Raw genomic sequence first — 16656 nt, forward strand, 5'->3', positions numbered from 1 at the left:
CGGGGGGCATGACGCCACCTCTCGTCCTGCTGGGCTCCGGATACACGCTGACGAGGCTCGCCGTCAGCCAGGCCCAGTCGGGGCGAGAGGTGCTCGCGACCACCAGGGACTCCGCCCGCCGCGAGGAGCTCCAGCGCGCGGGCGCCCGCGTCGCCTCGCTGGAGGCCGCGCTGCTCCAGACGAAGGGCGCGCACGTGGTCGTCTCCATTCCGCCCGAGGCCGGGCTCGACGTGGCCCTGGCCCAGGCGCTCTCGGCCCAGCCCCCCGCGCGGCTGATGTACCTGTCCTCCACCGGCGTCTACGGCGGCGCGCGCGGCGTGGTGGACGAGGACACGCCGGTGGACGTCACCTGGCCCGCGTCGCTGCCGCGACTGGAGGCCGAGTCGCGCTACCTGCCGCTGGGCGCGATGGTGCTGCGCATCGCCGGAATCTACGGCCCGGGGCGCGGCGCGCACTCGCGGCTGCTCTCCGGCAACCTCCGGCTCCCGGACAAAGGCGGGCGCATCTCCCGCATCCACGTCGATGACCTGGGCGCGGCCATCCTCGCGGTGCTCGAGCGCGGCACGCCGGGCGCGCTCTACTGCGCGGCGGATGACCGGGCCGCGCCGCTGGAGGAGACCGTCACCTGGCTGGCGCACCGGCTGGGCATGTCGCCTCCACCCCGCGTGCCGCTGGAGACGCTGCACGAGTCGCTCCGGGGAGATCGGGCCATCTCCAACGCGCGGCTCAAGGAGCTGGGCTGGACGCCGCGCTACCCGGACTTCGTCCGGGGCTTCACCGCGGTGCTCAAGGAGGAGGGGCGCTCGAGCGGGGAGGGGGACATCGCCCTGCGCCCCATCTTCCCCTCGGAGGTGGAGGCCTTCTTCGCCCTGCGGCTGCGCGCGCTCAAGGAGCACCCGGAGTCGTTCGGCACCTCGTTCGAGGAGGAGTCCCTGCGCTCGCTCGACGAGATGCGCGCGCGGCTGGAGTCGAGCGACTCGCAGCGGGTGCTCGGCGCCTATGACGGGACGAAGCTGGTGGGCATGGTGGGCGTGCGCCGGGAGCCTCGCCGCAAGAGCGCGCACAAGGCCGTGGTCTGGGGCATGTACGTCCCGGCGGAGGCGCAGTCGCGCGGGCTGGGCCGCCGGCTGCTCCAGGCCGCCATCGCGGAGGGACGCAAGCTGCCCGGCGTCGAGCAGCTCCTGCTCGCCGTCGTCGCCGGCAACACGTCCGCGCACGCGCTGTACCGCTCCGTCGGCTTCCAGACCTACGGCGTGGAGCCCCGGGCCTTGAAGATCGGCGGCGCCTACGTGGACGAGGAGCTGATGGTCCTCACCTATTAGCCCCCCGCCCGAGTCGGGGCCCACATCCGCGCACCTGCGCCACTCGACGCCGGGGCGTGTCCTCACGGGCAGGTGACAGTTCCAGGGCAGGGTGGTGTTCCAGTGGACGGAGGGCGCGGCGGAGGCCTGGAGATGGGGCTTGTGGACCGCGCTGGAGGCTTCGTGAGCATGGCCCTGTGCACCCCTGACTGGCTGTTGGAGCGGATTGCCCTGGGCGAGCTGTCCCCGGACGCGCTCGCCGACGCTCGCGTCCGGCTGGAGCGCGAGCCTCACGGGAGGGCCCGGCTGGCGCGGCTGGAGGCGGACTCGGCCCAGACGCTGGCCCGTCATCCCCCCGAGGACTTCGCCCGGGAGGTCGCTCGCCGCGCGCGCACCGCGGACGTCCAGCGCGAGAGCGCGGCGCGCGACCCGGGCTGGCATGGGCTGTCCATGGGGCTGCCCGTGGCGGCGTCCCTGGTGCTGCTCATGCTGTCGGCCCAGCCGGAGCGGCTGGCGGAGCCCCCGGCGCTGGTGCCCGCGCGGGTGGAGCTGGTGGAGGAGACGGTCGGCATCAAGGGCGACGCGCGGCTCCTGGTGTACCGGCAGCACGACGGCTCCACGGAGCTGCTCGCGGACCGCACGCGCGCCCGGCGTGGCGACTTGCTCCAGCTGAGCTACCTCGCCGGCGGACGGCGCTACGGGACGGTGGTGTCCGTGGATGGCCGGGGGGCGGTGACGCTCCACCACCCCACCACGCTGGTGGGCAGCACCCGGCTGCAGAAGGGGGACGCGGTATCGCTGGCGCACGCGTACGAGCTCGACGACGCCCCCGCCTTCGAGCGCTTCTTCTTCGTCACCTCGGATTCACCCATCGATGTGGGCCTCGTGCTGGAGTCCGCGCGGAAGCTCGCACGTCAGCCCACCGAGGCGAGCACCCGGCCGCTCCCGCTTCCGGGTACCCTGGCCCAGACATCCTTCACGTTGGAGAAGGTGCCGTGATGGCGCGGTCACTCCTGTTCCTGTCCCTGTTGCTTCCCACCCTGGCCACGGCGGCCCCAGCCGGTACCCCTTCGTCCAACCCCGTCGCCGTGCGCCGGTTCGCGCTGCTCGTGGGCGTCAACGACGGCGGCGCGGGTCGCGCGAAGCTGCGCTACGCCGTCACCGACGCGAACGCCTTCGGCCAGGTGCTGGAGGAGCTCGGCGGCGTGCAGCGGCAGGACCGGATGATGCTGCTCGAGGGCGACCGCAAGGCGCTGGAGAGCGCGCTGGCCCGCTTCAAGGCGATGGTCGCCGCGGGCAAGACGCCGGGCGGACGCACCGAGGCGCTCATCTACTACTCCGGCCACTCCGACGAGGAGGGGCTGCTCCTGCATCAGGACCGCTTCGGCTACCGCGAGCTGCGGCAGGCGCTGGAGCAGCTCCCCGCGGACGTGCGCATCGCCATCCTGGACTCGTGCGCCTCCGGCACGCTGGCGCGCTCGAAGGGCGGCGTGCGCCGCCCCGCGTTCCTGGTGGACACGTCCACCGCCGTGCGGGGCCACGCCATCCTCACCTCGTCGTCGGAGGACGAGGTGTCGCAGGAGTCGGACCGCATCGGCGGCTCGTTCTTCACGCACAACCTGGTGTCGGGCCTGCGCGGCGCGGCGGACGCCACGGGGGATGGCCGCGTCACGCTGCACGAGGCCTACCAGTTCGCCTTCCACGAGACGCTCGCGCGCACGGAGCGCACGCGCGCGGGCGCGCAGCACCCGGCCTATGACATCGAGCTGGCCGGCACGGGCGAGCTGGTGATGACGGACCTGCGCACCACCTCCGCGGTGCTCGTCATGGACGAGAACGTGGAGGGGCGCCTGTTCATCCGCGACGAGCCCGGGCGCCTCGTGGTGGAGCTCAACAAGCTGGCGGGCCGCTCCACCGAGCTGGGTCTGCAGCCGGGCCGCTACACGGTGACACGGGAGTCGCGCGGCGCCAGCTCCCGGGCGGTGCTCACGGTGGGCGACGCGGGCCGCACCGTGCTGGCCCACACGGCGTTCGTGGCGATGCAGGGCGAGCTGACGGCGATGCGTGGCGGTGGCGCTCCGGTGGCCGGCGCGCAGGGGCTGATGGTCGATCCCCTGGCTCCCGCGCGCGGCAACTTCCGCTTCGTCAACCTGGGCCTGGCTCCGAAGCTCCAGACGAACGACCTGTGGGGCGGCGGGCAGCAGATGGACAACGCGCTCTCCATCTCCCTGGGGCTGGCGACCATGGGGCGGCTGGATGGCTTCGCGATGGCGCTGGGGGCGAACTGGGGCTCGGGTGAGACGCACGGCGTGCAGACGGCCCTTGGCGGCAACGTGGCGCGCGACATCATGGAGGGCGCGCAGCTCGCCGTGGGGGGCAACTGGGTCAGCGGCAGGGCGGAGGGCCTGCAGGCCGCGGTGGGCCTCAACATGGCGAGCCAGGGCGGCTTCCTCGGTCAGCTCGCGGTGGGCGCCAACGTGTCGCGCGCGTCCATGAGGGGCGTGCAGATGGCGGTGGGCAGCAGCTGGGTGAACGGCGACATGGACGGCTACCAGGCCGCGGTGGGCATGAGCTGGGTGGCCGGGACGATGCGCGGCGTGCAGATGGCGGTGGGCGTCAGCCGCGTGAACACCCTCCAGGGCGCGCAGCTGTCGCTCATCAACGTGGGCGGAGACGTGACGGGCGCGCAGGTGGGCCTGATCAACGTCGCCGGGAAGATGAACGGCCTGCAACTGGGCATCATCAACGTGGCCAACAACCTGGAGTCCGGCGTGCCGGTGGGCCTGCTCAACATCGTGCGCAACGGCCAGTTCCACGTGGAGGCCTACGGCAACGACTTCAACTACGCCAACGTCGCGCTCAAGGTGGGCAGCCGCTACCTCTACACGACGCTGGTGGTGGGCATGGGCGCGGTGCCGGACCACCGGGGCCCCAGCCACTGGACGACGGGCGTGGGCCTGGGTGGCCACGTGCCGCTGACCGAGCGGCTCTACTTCGACGTGGACGTGGTGTCGAACACCATCCACGAGTGGGGCGGGGCGCTCGCGGACAACCGGATGCTGCACCAGGGGCGGTTGATGGTGGGCTACGCGTTCGCGCCGCGCTTCGCCATCTTCGCGGGTCCCACCTTCAACCTCCTGCACGCCACGGACGGCGAGCCGGTGACGGCGCTCAGCCGGTTCTCCAAGTCGTCGGACCGCGACGTCCTGATGTGGGCTGGTGTCCAGGCGGGTCTGCGCCTCTGAACGGAGCGTCAAGGGAGCCACTCATGGGGTTCGAGCCCCGGGGTGGCCCCGAGCGGAGCGGATGGCTCCCATCAGTCGGACGAAGCCGGGACGACCTGGAACGGCTTTCCACTGGGTGCTCCACGGTGCGAGGCTGGATGAACGGCCAACGGCATGGCCGGGCAACCCTTGCCCTGGGGGCACGATGTCCAAGTTGCTGTTCGCGGCGTTCAACGAGGGCTCCAGCCTCTCGATGTCAGGCCAACACGAGGCCGCGATCTCCGCCTTCGACAAGGTCCTCGCCGTGGACCCGAAGCACTTCCCGGCCCTGACGGCGCGGGGGTCGTCCCTGGCTCGGCTCGGCCGCGCGGAAGAGGCCCTGCGCTGCTTCGAGCGCGCCATCGAGGTGGACCCGTCCGCCGCGGACCCGCATCGCGAGGCCGCCCTGTGTCAGCTCGAGCTCGGGGAGCCCGAGGCCGCCGCCCAGCTGATGGGCCGCGCCACCCAGCTCAACCCGGAGCCCGGCTACCGCGAGGCCGCCGCCATCGAGGTCTACGAGCGCGGCAACGCGCTGCTCACCCGAGGCTCCCGGCGTCCCGACAAGGCGCGCTATCGGCTGGCCCGGTACACCTTCGAGCTCGCCCTGGAGCTGTCTCCCGCGTACGTCGAGGCCGCCAAGGCCTTGTCCGACATCTGGGAGAACCTGGGCGACACGACCCAGCGGGACCACTACGCGCAGCTGGCCCTGCGGCTGCGGCCCGCGGGCCATTGAAGCAGGCAGCGGGGCAGGGGGCCGCGTGCCCCGAGGCGTCCGCTCGCTCGGGACGGGCCGCGTGCCCGCGCGTGGACGCATCCGCGCGTCCCCGATGTTACAAGTCGCGCGACCCGGTCCGCGCCCACTCAAAGACCTATAAGACAGAGCTGTCTGGAGATTCCGAAGATGATCGTCATGCTCGAGCCGGACTCACCCGAGTCCGTGGTGTCCGCAGTCCTCCAAGCCGCCGCCCAGTACAAGGGGGTGACGCCGCGTCCTCACGTCATCGAGGGCGCGGAGTTCACGGTGACGGAGGTGTACCTGCTGGGCTCCACGGCCCAGGTGCCCACGGAGGTCTTCGAGCAGATTCCGGGCGTGCGGCAGGTGGTGCGGGTGTCGCAGAAGTACCGGGTCATCGGCCGGCACAAGGGCCAGCGCACGACGACGGGCTTCGAGTACAACGGCGTGACGTTCGATGAGCGCTCGGTGCAGTTGTTCGCGGGCCTGTGCGCGGTGGACACGAAGGAGAACGTGGAGACGATGATGGCGGCGCTCGCGCGCCACGACATCCGCACCACGCGCATGGGGGCGTACAAGCCTCGCACCAACCCGTACGAGTTCCAGGGCCTGGGCGCGGCGTGCCTGCCGTGGGTGTTCGAGTCCGCGGGGAAGCACGGCATCAAGGTCGTGGCGATGGAGGTGACGCATCCTCGCCACATCGACGAGATTCGCGACGCGCTGGAGCGCTCGGGCAACGCCACGGGGGTCATGCTCCAGGTGGGCACGCGCAACGCGCAGAACTTCGAGCTGCTCAAGTCCATCGGTCAGCAGCGCGTGTTCCCGGTGCTCTTCAAGCGCGGCATGGGCATCACCCTGGAGGAGTCCCTCAACGCCTGCGAGTACATCGCGAGCGAGGGCAACCCGAAGATCGTCTTCTGCCTGCGTGGCGTGAAGACGCACCTGGGTGACCCGCACCGCAACATGGTGGACTTCGCGCACGTGCCCGTGGTGCGGCGGCTCACGCGCATGCCCGTGTGCGTGGACCCGTCGCACGCCATCGGCCGCGCGGACCTGCCGCCGGACGGCTTGCCGGACATCTTCCACGCGATTGGCCAGGGGCTCATCGCGGGCGCGTCCATGGTGCTGGTGGACTTCCACCCGCAGCCCGAGGCCGCGCTGTGCGACGGCCCGCAGGCGCTGCGCATGGAGCAGCTCGGCGCGCTCCAGCGCTACACGCAGATCATCCGCGAGGCGTACCAGTCCGCCGTGAAGAACGGCGACGGCCTGACGGCCTGATGACGCCCGCGCGGCGTGGCGCTCGCCTCAGGCCACGCCGTCGCGACGGCGCATCCGCGAGGCGTGCCCATGCGCGGGGAGCCATCGCGACGGGCTGATGAAGCCCGCGCGGCGAGGTGCTCGACGCAAGCCACACAGTCTCTGGAGAGCGCCCGCGTGGCGCTCGACTCAGGCCACGCCGTAACTGCCGAGAACGCGCAAGGTGATGCACGCCGCCTGCGCCGCCTGCACCGCCTCGCGCACGCGCGCCTCCTCCAGCGCGCCCTCCACATCCAGGCACCAGACGTACTCCCACGCGCGACGCTGGGGACGCGACTCCAGTCGGGACACGTCCAGCCCGCGCGCGGAGAACGCACCCAGCACGCGGTACAGCGCCCCAGGCTCATTGGGCACAGTCAGGGCGAGCGCCGTCTTGCGCCGCTTCCACGTGTGCTCGGGCTCCTGGCCCAGCGTGACGAAGCGCGTGTAGTTGTCCGACGAGTCCTCCACGCCGTCCTCGAGCACCACCAGCCCGTACAGCTCCGCCGCCAGGCTGCTGGCGATGGCCGCCGTGCGCGGGAGCGCCTCGCGAGAAACCCTTCGCGCCGCGATGGCGGTGTTCGTCTCGGGCACGGGCTTGAGGCCGCGCCGCCGCAGATAGCCCGCGCACTGCGCCAGCGCCTGCGGATGCGACAGCACCTGCTCCACGTCCTCCAGCGCGAGTCCCGGGGGCGCGACGAGGCAGTGGTGGATGCGCAGCGACAGCTCACCTGAGATGGGCAGGTCATGCTCCAGCAGCAGGTCCACGCTCTCCGCCACCGGCCCGCCCAGCGAGCTCTCCACCGGAATCACGCCGCTGTCCACGAGGCCCTCGGCCACCGCCTCGAACACGGCGCGGAAGGTGGGGCAGGGGACCGCCTCGACGTCCGGCCCATACAACACGCGCAGGGCCTCTTCCCCATACGCGCCCGGCTCTCCCTGGAACGCGACGCGAATCTCCGAGGGCGACAACTCATCCATGGCTTCCCTCGGCCCGCGCATACGTGCCCAGCACGCGCAGGAAGGACGTCAGCGGCCGGATGTCCTCCAGCGCGGCCGTCAGCGGCGCGGAGGCCGCATGTCCCTCCACGTCGACATAGAACCGGTACTGCCACGGCCGCCCCGGGATGGGCCGCGACTCCAGCTTGCTCAGGTTCACACCCCGCAGCGTCAACCGCTGGAGCATCTCTCCCAACGTGCCCGGCTTGTGCTCCAGCACCATCAGCAGCGACGTCTTGCACGGCACGCCCGGCGCCAGCGGCGTGGGCTCGCGGCCCACCTCCACGAAGCGCGTGTAGTCGAACTCCGGCTGGAGCTCGCGCGCCAGGACCTCCAGGCCGAAGCGCTGCGCGGCCGTCTCACTGGCGATGGCGGCCACCGTGGCGTCGTTGCGCTCACGCACCTTCTGCGCCGCGCCACCCGTGTCCGAGTCCGGCACCGCCCGCACCCACGGCAGCTTCTCGCGCAGGTACGCCTCACACTGCGCCAGCGCCTGCGGATGCGAGATGACCTCGCGCAGCCCCTCCAGCTTCGCGCCCGGCAGCCCGAGCAGCCGGTGGTCCACCTGGCTCACCAGCTCCGCGGTGATGACCACGCCGCCCTCGGCGAGCAGGTCGTACGTCTCGTTCATGCTGCCGGCGGTGGTGTTCTCGATGGGCAGCAGCGCCAGGTCCTGCTCGCCGCGCCGCACCGCCTCCACCACCTCGCGCGCATCGTCGAAGCCCGTCAGTAGCACGCCGCCCGCGCGGCCCGTGTAGAGCCTGCGCGCGGCCAGGTGGCTGTAGGAGCCCTCGACGCCCGGATAGCCCACGCGCAGCGGCGTCGTGTCCAGCCGCGTGACGAGCGCCTGCTGCCGCGCCACCGACATGTCGATGACCAGCCGCCAGATGCGCTCCGTCTCGTGCGGGTCCAACCCGTGCTCGGACGCGCGCGTGCGGATGCGGCGCAGCAGCAGGTCCTCGCGACGCTGGTCTCGGAACGGCGCCGCGGTGGCCAGCTTGGAGCGCGCCACGTCGTCCGCCAGGTCCATGCGGCGGCGGAGCGCGTCGAGAATCTCCTCGTCCAGGTTCTCGATGGCGATGCGCAGCGCGTCCAGGTCCGGCGAGGTGCTCATCGCCCCGGCTCCCTCAGCTCGCGGGACATCAGGTGGTGGGGCCCGATGCCGGGCAGCTCGAACTGCTCTCCGTGCTGGATGAACCCGAGCGAGCGATAGAAGCCCGAGGCGGTCGACCGCGCGTTGCACCACACCTGCGTGCCCTTCTGCGTCACGGCGTGCTCCATGCACGCCTTCAACAGGGCCGCGCCCAGCCCCTGTCCCTGGCGTCCGTGCTCCACGGCCATGCCCCGCAGGCGCCACGCGGTGATGGCCTTCAGGGCGTAAGGTGGCGGCTCCCGATAGATGGAGGCCACCCCGAGCAGGCGGCCTTCCGAGTACAGGCCCAGGTGCACGGTGTCCGGGTCGTCATCTCCAGGATAGACGACGGCCTCGGGAGGCTGGTGGGGGCGAAGCACGGCGCGGCGCAGGCCACGGGTCTCCGCGGCGGGAATCCGTCGGATTTCGGAGGGGCTCACGCTTTCGAGTATGCCGTTTTCCGACCTCGTGCGTCCTCATTCCGTGGAAGCCGTCGAGGAGGTCTTTCCGCCGTGAAGGGTACCGCCATCCTGGAGGAGCCTGGAACTCCAGCGCGCGCCACCGCCGCGCCCGGGTTCGAGTCGCTCCTGGAGGCGGAGCAGGCCGGGCTGCTGCGCCTGGCCCGGCGGCTGGTGTGGGACGCGGAGGAGGCGAGGGACGTGGTGCAGGCAACCCTGGCTGATGCCTACGAGAAGCGCCACGGTTTGAAGGACTTGCAAGCGGGGCCCGCATGGCTGCGGCGCATCCTGGTGTCCCGCGCGATGAGCCACCTGCGCAGGCGGCGCGTGTGGAACGTGCTGCGTGAGGCGCTGGATGGGGGAACGCCCCTGGAGCTGTCGCCGGAGGAGCGCTTCGTCGGCGCCGAGCGCTGGCGGGCCCTGGGCCGCGCGGTGCGGGCGCTCCCATCGCAGCAGGCCACGGCCTTCAGCCTTCGCTACCTGGAGGGACTCGAGTTGGACGCTGTCGCGGAGGCCATGGGCATCGAGCGGGGCACCGTTCGCATCCACCTGTATCGCGCGCTCAAGAAGCTCAAGGCCGAGCGGGCCCTCGAAGGAGAAACGCCATGAGATGCCACGACGTGGCCCCCATCCTCCTGGAGTCCTCGCCCCCGTGGCCTCCCGAGGCGCGCGCCCACCTGGAGGGCTGTGAGGAATGCCGGACGCTCGCAGCCGTGCATGCCTCGGCGTCGCGGCTGCGCCTGCCCGTGACGCCGCCCCTGACGCCGGTGACTCGCGAGGCCGTGCTGGGCGAGGTGCGCCGCCGCAGGGTGCGCCGCCGTGTCGCCGCGGGAGTGGTGGCGTCGTGCTGTGTCCTCACCCTGACGTGGCTGACGCGGTCCGAGTCGCCGGCGCCCCGCGTGTCGGAAGACGCCTACGTCCAGGGCGACGACACCGCGCCCCGGTCCGAGCTGGAGCTGCGCCGCGCGGACACGGAGGCCGAGCCGGAGCCGGAGGCCCTGGCGCAATGGGGCCGCGCCTCGCTGTCCGACCTCTTCACCGAGGTCCGTGGCTACACGCGGCGCGACGCCGTGTACCGCGATGACCTCTACCGACCTTTCGGGGCGATGGCCGCCTGGCTTCGCCCCCCGGATTCCCGCGCGCTGGAAGCACCGCCGTTCCGAACGGCGATTCAACCCATCAGTTACCAGGAGTCGATGCCATGAAGCTTCGCACGTCCATGTTGTTGGCCGCGGCGGCGTTGAGCCCGCTGCTCGCATCCTCGCCCGCACAGGCCCAGTCCGAGCCCGAGAACATCGTCGTCCACCGCGCCGGCCCGGGGACGCTGCACGTCATGGGGCCCGCGGACAGCACGCTCCCGTTGGGCCCGTTGCCTCCCGCCGCGCACGGCATCCCGCCGCAGGTGGTGGAGAAGCTGGGCATCCCTCGGGACGTGGCGAAGCAGATTCAAGACCTGACGTTCGACGCGAACGAGGCCGTCATCCCGCTGGAGGCGGACCTCAAGCGCGCGCAGCTCCAGCTCGAGCGCCAGCTGCGCGCGGACTCCACCGATGAGAACGCGGTGCTCAAGCAGGTGGAGGAGGTGGGCCGCGCGGAGACGGCGGTGCGCAAGAACCGCCTGTCGTTGATGGTCCGCATCAAGCGACTGTTGGGTCCCGAGCTGTGGCGCAAGGTGGAGGCGGAGATGGGCACGATGCGCATCCAGAAGCGCATCGAGCTCCGCAAGGGCTTCCCGGGCGAGGACGGCCCCGGCCCCGGCGGCCCTGGCCCGCGCAAGCCGTAGCGTTCCGGACAGACGCGGGCTCTTTCGGTGGACCCCTCCAGGGAAGGACGAGGGGGCCCGCGTATCCTGGGCGGTATGGCCCACCTTCCGGATTCGGAGCGTCAGCTCGAGGAGGATGCCGCCCAGCTCCAGCGGCTGGGGTACGCGCAGGAGCTGTTGCGCGGCATGGGTGGCTTCTCCAACTTCGCCGTCTCCTTCTCCATCATCTCCATCCTCACCGGCGCCGTGACGCTGTATGGCCATGGGCTGCGCTTCGGCGGGCCGATGGTGATGGGCGTGGGCTGGCCGCTGGTGGCGGTGATGACGCTCACGGTGGCGGCGAGCCTGGCGCAGCTCGCGTCGTCGTTCCCCACCGCGGGCGCGCTGTACCACTGGGCCGCCATGCTCGGCGGTCCCCGCGTGGGCTTCTTCACCGCGTGGCTGAACACCCTGGGCCAGTTCGCGATTACGGCGGGCATCGACTACGGGCTCGCGGAGTTCCTCGCGGACATGCTCGGCTGGCCCCGCGAGCGCATGTCCGTGCTGCCGCTGTACGCGGGCATCCTGCTGTCCCACGCGGTGCTCAACCACGTGGGCGTGCGCGTCGTCGCGTGGCTCAACGACTTCTCCGCCTGGTACCACGTGGGCGGGGTGGTGGTGCTCATCGGCGCGCTCGCGCTGTTCGCGCCCAAGCAGGACGCGGCCTTCCTGATGACGCGCTTCAGCTCGGAGACGCCGCTGTATGCCTATGGCTTCCTCATCGGCCTGCTCCAGGCGCAGTGGACCTTCACCGGCTATGACGCCAGCGCGCATGTCTCCGAGGAGACGAAGGACCCCACGCGCAATGCCCCCTGGGGCATCTTCCTGTCCGTGGCCGTCAGCGCCGTCGCGGGATACCTCCTGCTGGGCGCGGTGACGCTGGCCATCCAGGACCTGCCCACCACGGCCGCCGCCGCCAACCCGTTCCTCCATGTGCTCACGCAGGGCCTGGGCCCCGCGCTGGGCGGCGCGCTGGTGTGGGTGGCCATCGGCGCCATGTGGTTCTGTGGACTGTCCTCGGTGACATCCAACTCGCGCATGCTGTTCGCCTTCGCGCGCGACAACGGCCTGCCCGCGTCGAAGTGGCTCGCGAGCGTGTCGCCGCGCTTTCGCAGTCCCGCCGTGGCCGTCTGGGTGTCGGTGGTGGGCAGCGGCCTGGTCGCGCTGTGGAGCGAGGCGTACGCGGCCATGGTGGCGCTGAGCACGCTGGCGCTCTACGCGTCCTATGCCTTGCCCGTCTGGGTGGGCCTGCGCGCGCGCCGCTCCGGGACGTGGTCGCACCGAGGGCCGTGGGACCTGGGGCGCGCGTCGTCGTGGGTCAACGCGGTGGCGCTGGCGTGGTGCGGGGTGGTGATGGTGCTGTTCGTGCTGCCGCCCAACCAGCTCGCCGGCTACACGTTCGCCGGCGCGCTGGGGCTGTTGGGCCTGTACTGGGCGCTGGTGCAGCGGCACAGCTTCACGGGGCCGAAGGTGACGCTGCTGCGGCCACCGGAGGCCGCGGCTACTTCGGCAGCGCCGTCTTCCCCATCTTCAGGATGAGCTTGAAGTGCTCGGCGGTGACGGGGGCCACGCTGAGCCGGCTGCGGGTGATGAGCGGGAAGTCCTTCAGCGCGGCGGTGGCCTTGACGGTGGCCAGCTCCACGGGCGCCTTGACGGGGACGACGGCGGCCACCTTCACGGAGGCCCAGTCCTCACCCGGGGCGGTGGAGTCCTCCGTCGCCAGCGTGAGCACCCGGGCCACGCCCACCACGGCCTTGCCCTCGTTGGAGTGGTAGTAGAGGCACAGGTCCCCGGGCTTCATCGCCCGCAGGTTGTTGCGGGCCTCGAAGCTGCGGATGCCCGTCCACTCCGTCTGCGTGTCCTTCTCGAGCTGCGCGTACGGGTACACCGACGGCTCGCTCTTGATGAGCCAGTACTGGGTCTTCGACATGGCGGCGCACCATAGAGCAAGGCCGCGTCGCCGCGCGCGGTGTTCCTCAGTGCAGCAGGTCCGAGGCCTGCCTCCCGGGCCCCGAGGACGTCAGGCACTGCGCCGCCCACGTCAGCCGCTCCACCTCCCGCAGGCTCGCGAGCATGGCGGCCGCCACGTTCCGCGGACTCTGGAAGTGGAAGTCCCCCCGGCGCGTGCCCTCGGTGAAGACGGACTCCAGGAGGGCGAGCTCCCGCGCGTGCAGGTCCACGACGTACAGGTCGATGAGCGGGAGGATGTCGAGCAGGGCATCGAAGGAGACGTTCAGCTCCCGGAGGATGCGCTCGGTCTGCTCCTGGCGGACCTCCACGAAGGTGCGCACCTGCTGCTCGGGGGAGGGCGCGCGGGCGACGGCGCGCTCCAGCGCCTCCATCGCCGGCACGCCGTGCTGCCGCACCACCTCGATGAACAGCGCCTCCTTGGTGGAGAAGTGGCGGAAGACCTGGCCGTGCTCCAGCCCCGCGCGCCGCGCGATGTCCTCGAGCGACACCCGGGTGAAGCCGAGCTGGGCGAAGTGCTGCGTGGCGGCGGTGAGGATGGCGGTGCGCTGCTGCGTGCTCAAGAGGGACCTCGCGGTCTGGGGGACGACGGCTACATGGAGAGGCCCGCGGCGAAGCTGACGACGAGCTCTCGGGTCTGGGGGGCCCGCGTCACATCCAGGCCCAGGGCGGGGACGGCGACACTGCGCAGGTACATGCGCAGCCCGGCGCCGGGGGCGACGTAGCGCGTGACTGTATTCCTCCACTCCACGTGCCCGGCGTCGACGAAGGCATGCGCGGTGAAGGTCGCCAGGCTGGGACTCCAGAGGGGGACCTGGTACTCGAGCGTGGCGATGGCGGCCTGCTCCGCCCAGAGCGTGGCCAGCGTGAAGCCGCGCGTGCCCGTGCGCTGTCCCAGCAGCACCGCGTCCAGGGTGGAATCTCCATCCACGTATTCGAGCGTGCCCGACAGGGTGAGCGCATGGTTCCCGAACAACGCATGGGTGTAGGCGGCCGTGAGGGTCGCCTGTCGGTAGTCCCGGGAACCACTCCCCAGGTCGAACCCCTGACGCAGGTTCAGACGCGCGAACAGCCCTTCATTGAAGAAAAAGTGGAAGTCCTGTCCCAGATACTCCGCCACGGCGCTGACGCCCTGCGCGTGGCTCCGTTCAGGAGCGGGCTCGTCCTCGCTCGCGCGGAGCGGCCGGTTGAAGATACCGAACAGTCCCGCGCCCACGTTGAGCTCGGGCGTGAGCTGGTGGCCGAGCACGCCGGACACGTCCAGGCGTCGGTCCGTGTACTCGTCGACGACGATGTCGCGCACGCGACGCTCGCGGTCCAGCTTGGCGTACTGCCCGAAGAGCGTGCCCGTCCACCGGCTGCCGCGGATGCCCGGGTCCTTGTACAGGGAGAAGACGTTGCCGCCGCGGTTGCCCGCCATCGCCCCGAGCACGAAGAGTTTGTGCAGACCGAAGACGTTGCTCTCCAACAGGAACAGCCCCGCCTGCCACTGGCCATTGCTGGAGGTGAACATGGGGATGGGCAGCAGCGTCCAGCGCTCCTCCACCTTGATTCGCAGCGCCACGCCGTCGCCCTCCTGACGCGTGCGCACCTCGACGTGCTCGAAGAGCTTCAGGTTGAGCAGCCGTCGCTTCAGCTCCTCCGTCGCGCCGGCGGTGAGCAGCTCCCCGGGCTGGGTGCGCAGCGCGCGCAGGATGACGACCTCCTGGGTGCGCTCGTTGCCCTCGATGTCGATGCGCTCGATGCGCCCCGTCAGCTCCGGCTCGGGTGCGGGCGGTGCCTCGGGCGGGGGGACGGCGCGGGACAGCTCCTGGGTGGGCGCGTCCGGGGGCGGCTCCTGGGCGCGCGCGTCCGAGGGCATCAGCGCGGTGTTCAGCGCGAGCACCAGCCACGCCGGTGGATACGTGCACACGCAGGAAGAGAAGGGCTTCATGCGCGGGGTCTCCTGAGCGCGTCGAGGCGCGAGGCGCGGGCCCGCGCGCGAGCGGGCGAGGGCGGACGGTGGAGCGGCTTCATGGTGGGAGCCAGGCGGGCGGGTGGAGGTCGTCCGAGCCTCCGCCTGGGGTCGGAGAAGAGGTGAGGGGCGCCGGGGGTGTCTGTCATGGCCCGGCTCCGGAGTCAGTCGTGAGGGACGCGCACGGTGTCGTGCAGGCGGTCCAGGAGGCGGAAGAGCGTCTCCAGCTCATCCGGGGGCAGCGTGGCGAAGAAGCCCGCGAGCGCCGTCTCGATGCGCTCGCGGATGCCCTCGTAGATGGACCGGCCCTCCGGGGTGAGGGCGTTGACCACGCTGCGGCGGTCCGAGGGGTGGCGGGTGCGCTCGACGAGCCCGCGGGCCTCGAGCCGGTCCACCACTCCGGTGATGCTCTTGTCGTGGATGTCCGCCAGGCGCGACAGGGCGCCCGTGTTCAAGGGCCCTTCGTGGCCCAGCCAGATGATGACGTGGCTCTGGGGAGAGCTCAGCTCGTGCGCGTCGCAGAACTGCTTGACGGGGTCGCGCAGCACGGAGCGGTCCCGATTGAAGTCCAGCAGCTTCCCGAAGAACCGCGCGCCCTGCTCGCGCAGCCCCCGCGAGTTGTCGACGGCCGCCTTCGTCGCCTTCTTCCGCATGGAATCGCACCCACTCCCGCCGGACGCTCCCCTGAGGGACTGCCCCGGGCGCGGCACGCGTCATGCCCCGGAGAGATACACCACGTTGCCGATATTCCGCAATGTGGAATATCCGTGATGCGTCGGGATGGGGGTTTCCCTGGCGTGGCGGGGCGTGAAGCGGGCTGGCGGGGTCCCACCGCGCGCGTTACCTGTGGCCGCGCATTCTCACGAGGGAACGAATGGACCTGGACTTGAAGGACAAGGTGGCGTTGGTGACCGGCTCCACGGCGGGCATCGGCCTGGCAATCGTTGAGGCGCTCGCGCGCGAGGGAGCGGAGGTCATCGTCAACGGCCGCACCCAGGCGCGCGTGGACGCGGCCATCGCCGAGGTGCGCCGCAAGCAGCCGGAGGCGCGCCTGCGCGGCGTCGCGGTGGACCTGGGCACCGCCGAGGGCGCCGGCCGCTTCATCCAGCAGGTGCCCCACGTGGACATCCTGGTCAACAACCTGGGCATCTTCGAGCCCAAGCCCTTTGAAGACATCTCCGACGAGGAGTGGCTGCGCACCTTCGACGTCAACGTGATGAGCGGCGTGCGCCTGAGCCGCCACTACCTCAAGGGCATGCGCCAGAAGGACTGGGGCCGCGTCGTCTTCATCTCCAGCGAGTCCGGCGTGCAGATTCCGGTGGAGATGATTCACTACGGGGTGACGAAGACGGCCCAGATTGCCCTCGCGCGCGGCATCGCCGAGGGCCTGGGCGGTACGCAAATCACCGCCAACTCCATCCTCCCGGGCCCCACGCGCTCCGAAGGCGTGGAGGTGTTCCTGGGCGAGCTGTCGCGTCAGCAGGGCGTGGACGTGGCCACGGTGGAGAAGGGGTTCTTCAAGAGCGCGCGGCCCTCGTCGCTGCTCCAGCGCTTCGCCACCACCGACGAGGTCGCCGCCCTGGTGGCCTTCGTGTGCAGCCCCAAGGCCTCCGCCATCAACGGCGCCGCGCTGCGCGTGGACGGCGGCGTGGTGCGCGCCATCCCCTGAGGTCGTCGCGTGGACGACATCCAGCCACCCCCGAGTCTTGGGCGAGGCTGAAAAGAAGAAGGCCCGGCGTCCCAGGGGACAC

General features: G+C 71.3%; 17 protein-coding genes. 10 read left to right on the plus strand and 7 right to left on the minus strand.

The window, feature by feature from the left end; all coding sequences use genetic code 11:
- Positions 1-8 precede the first annotated feature (8 nt).
- The 5 genes from VZQ01_RS37770 to VZQ01_RS37790 all read left to right on the plus strand — a co-directional run bounded on the left by VZQ01_RS37770 (position 9) and on the right by VZQ01_RS37790 (position 6575).
- Positions 9-1322, plus strand: coding sequence for a GNAT family N-acetyltransferase (locus VZQ01_RS37770; RefSeq protein ID WP_426746081.1), 1314 nt, complete (start codon positions 9-11; stop codon positions 1320-1322).
- Between the two features lie 168 nt (positions 1323-1490).
- Positions 1491-2300 carry an ActD protein gene (locus tag VZQ01_RS37775; protein WP_426749019.1) on the plus strand — a complete coding sequence of 270 codons (810 nt, stop codon included), beginning with the start codon at positions 1491-1493 and terminating at the stop codon, positions 2298-2300.
- Entirely contained in the window at positions 2300-4546 is a 2247-nt protein-coding gene (locus tag VZQ01_RS37780) for a caspase family protein (protein ID WP_426746082.1), read from the plus strand. Before VZQ01_RS37775 ends, VZQ01_RS37780 begins: the two co-directional genes overlap by 1 nt.
- 184 nt (positions 4547-4730) lie before the next feature.
- Positions 4731-5297 (plus strand): tetratricopeptide repeat protein, encoded by a 567-nt coding sequence (locus VZQ01_RS37785; protein ID WP_408890121.1) that lies wholly within the window; start codon positions 4731-4733, stop codon positions 5295-5297.
- A 168-nt stretch (positions 5298-5465) separates the two neighbouring features.
- On the plus strand, positions 5466-6575 hold the full coding sequence (locus tag VZQ01_RS37790) for a 3-deoxy-7-phosphoheptulonate synthase (protein WP_141326024.1): 1110 nt from the start codon (positions 5466-5468) through the stop codon (positions 6573-6575).
- A gap of 168 nt (positions 6576-6743) precedes the next feature.
- On the opposite strand, the gene pheA is transcribed toward VZQ01_RS37790, so the two are convergent.
- The 3 genes from pheA to VZQ01_RS37805 are packed head-to-tail and all read right to left on the minus strand — an operon-like array spanning position 6744 to position 9164.
- Positions 6744-7574, minus strand: coding sequence for a prephenate dehydratase (gene pheA, locus VZQ01_RS37795; protein ID WP_223785189.1), 831 nt, complete (start codon positions 7572-7574; stop codon positions 6744-6746).
- Positions 7567-8706: a bifunctional chorismate mutase/prephenate dehydratase gene (locus VZQ01_RS37800; RefSeq protein WP_223785190.1), complete on the minus strand. Its 1140-nt coding sequence runs from the start codon at positions 8704-8706 to the stop codon at positions 7567-7569. The genes pheA and VZQ01_RS37800 overlap by 8 nt, the downstream gene beginning before the upstream one ends.
- Complete coding sequence (locus tag VZQ01_RS37805; protein WP_223747682.1) at positions 8703-9164, minus strand: GNAT family N-acetyltransferase; 462 nt, start codon at positions 9162-9164, stop codon at positions 8703-8705. The genes VZQ01_RS37800 and VZQ01_RS37805 overlap by 4 nt, the downstream gene beginning before the upstream one ends.
- Positions 9165-9236: 72 nt before the next feature.
- On the opposite strand from VZQ01_RS37805, the gene VZQ01_RS37810 reads away from it, so the two are divergent.
- The 4 genes from VZQ01_RS37810 to VZQ01_RS37825 all read left to right on the plus strand — a co-directional run bounded on the left by VZQ01_RS37810 (position 9237) and on the right by VZQ01_RS37825 (position 12522).
- Positions 9237-9791 (plus strand): RNA polymerase sigma factor, encoded by a 555-nt coding sequence (locus VZQ01_RS37810; RefSeq protein WP_223785192.1) that lies wholly within the window; start codon positions 9237-9239, stop codon positions 9789-9791.
- The gene (locus tag VZQ01_RS37815) at positions 9788-10387 is read left to right on the plus strand and encodes a hypothetical protein (protein WP_426746083.1); all 600 of its coding nucleotides are present in this window, start codon (positions 9788-9790) and stop codon (positions 10385-10387) included. The genes VZQ01_RS37810 and VZQ01_RS37815 overlap by 4 nt, the downstream gene beginning before the upstream one ends.
- The gene (locus VZQ01_RS37820; protein WP_426746084.1) at positions 10384-10965 is read left to right on the plus strand and encodes a periplasmic heavy metal sensor; all 582 of its coding nucleotides are present in this window, start codon (positions 10384-10386) and stop codon (positions 10963-10965) included. The genes VZQ01_RS37815 and VZQ01_RS37820 overlap by 4 nt, the downstream gene beginning before the upstream one ends.
- Positions 10966-11040: 75 nt before the next feature.
- Positions 11041-12522, plus strand: coding sequence for an amino acid permease (locus tag VZQ01_RS37825; protein WP_426746085.1), 1482 nt, complete (start codon positions 11041-11043; stop codon positions 12520-12522).
- On the opposite strand, the gene VZQ01_RS37830 is transcribed toward VZQ01_RS37825, so the two are convergent.
- The 4 genes from VZQ01_RS37830 to VZQ01_RS37845 all read right to left on the minus strand — a co-directional run bounded on the left by VZQ01_RS37830 (position 12485) and on the right by VZQ01_RS37845 (position 15558).
- On the minus strand, positions 12485-12913 hold the full coding sequence (locus VZQ01_RS37830; protein WP_223747687.1) for an EVE domain-containing protein: 429 nt from the start codon (positions 12911-12913) through the stop codon (positions 12485-12487). The genes VZQ01_RS37825 and VZQ01_RS37830 overlap by 38 nt on opposite strands.
- Positions 12914-12959: 46 nt before the next feature.
- Positions 12960-13514, minus strand: coding sequence for a TetR/AcrR family transcriptional regulator (locus tag VZQ01_RS37835; protein WP_223747688.1), 555 nt, complete (start codon positions 13512-13514; stop codon positions 12960-12962).
- A 29-nt stretch (positions 13515-13543) separates the two neighbouring features.
- Positions 13544-14884 (minus strand): POTRA domain-containing protein, encoded by a 1341-nt coding sequence (locus tag VZQ01_RS37840; RefSeq protein ID WP_223747689.1) that lies wholly within the window; start codon positions 14882-14884, stop codon positions 13544-13546.
- Between the two features lie 185 nt (positions 14885-15069).
- Positions 15070-15558 (minus strand): MarR family winged helix-turn-helix transcriptional regulator, encoded by a 489-nt coding sequence (locus VZQ01_RS37845; RefSeq protein WP_223747690.1) that lies wholly within the window; start codon positions 15556-15558, stop codon positions 15070-15072.
- Between the two features lie 221 nt (positions 15559-15779).
- Here VZQ01_RS37845 and VZQ01_RS37850 point away from each other — a divergent pair, with 221 nt between their 5' ends.
- Positions 15780-16574, plus strand: a complete 795-nt coding sequence (locus VZQ01_RS37850; RefSeq protein WP_223747691.1) for an SDR family NAD(P)-dependent oxidoreductase — start codon at positions 15780-15782, stop codon at positions 16572-16574.
- Positions 16575-16656: the final 82 nt, after the last annotated feature.

It is taken from the genome of Myxococcus faecalis (genome assembly GCF_050039385.1).
GTDB lineage: Bacteria > Myxococcota > Myxococcia > Myxococcales > Myxococcaceae > Myxococcus > Myxococcus fulvus.

Coding starts and splice junctions, on each gene's coding strand:
- VZQ01_RS37770 (WP_426746081.1), top strand. CDS start 9: ATGACGCCACCTCTCGTCCTGCTGGGCTCCGGATACACGCTGACGAGG.
- VZQ01_RS37775 (WP_426749019.1), top strand. CDS start 1,491: ATGGCCCTGTGCACCCCTGACTGGCTGTTGGAGCGGATTGCCCTGGGC.
- VZQ01_RS37780 (WP_426746082.1), top strand. CDS start 2,300: ATGGCGCGGTCACTCCTGTTCCTGTCCCTGTTGCTTCCCACCCTGGCC.
- VZQ01_RS37785 (WP_408890121.1), top strand. CDS start 4,731: ATGTCCAAGTTGCTGTTCGCGGCGTTCAACGAGGGCTCCAGCCTCTCG.
- VZQ01_RS37790 (WP_141326024.1), top strand. CDS start 5,466: ATGATCGTCATGCTCGAGCCGGACTCACCCGAGTCCGTGGTGTCCGCA.
- pheA (WP_223785189.1), bottom strand. CDS start 7,574: ATGGATGAGTTGTCGCCCTCGGAGATTCGCGTCGCGTTCCAGGGAGAG.
- VZQ01_RS37800 (WP_223785190.1), bottom strand. CDS start 8,706: ATGAGCACCTCGCCGGACCTGGACGCGCTGCGCATCGCCATCGAGAAC.
- VZQ01_RS37815 (WP_426746083.1), top strand. CDS start 9,788: ATGAGATGCCACGACGTGGCCCCCATCCTCCTGGAGTCCTCGCCCCCG.
- VZQ01_RS37820 (WP_426746084.1), top strand. CDS start 10,384: ATGAAGCTTCGCACGTCCATGTTGTTGGCCGCGGCGGCGTTGAGCCCG.
- VZQ01_RS37825 (WP_426746085.1), top strand. CDS start 11,041: ATGGCCCACCTTCCGGATTCGGAGCGTCAGCTCGAGGAGGATGCCGCC.
- VZQ01_RS37830 (WP_223747687.1), bottom strand. CDS start 12,913: ATGTCGAAGACCCAGTACTGGCTCATCAAGAGCGAGCCGTCGGTGTAC.
- VZQ01_RS37840 (WP_223747689.1), bottom strand. CDS start 14,884: ATGAAGCCCTTCTCTTCCTGCGTGTGCACGTATCCACCGGCGTGGCTG.
- VZQ01_RS37845 (WP_223747690.1), bottom strand. CDS start 15,558: ATGCGGAAGAAGGCGACGAAGGCGGCCGTCGACAACTCGCGGGGGCTG.
- VZQ01_RS37850 (WP_223747691.1), top strand. CDS start 15,780: ATGGACCTGGACTTGAAGGACAAGGTGGCGTTGGTGACCGGCTCCACG.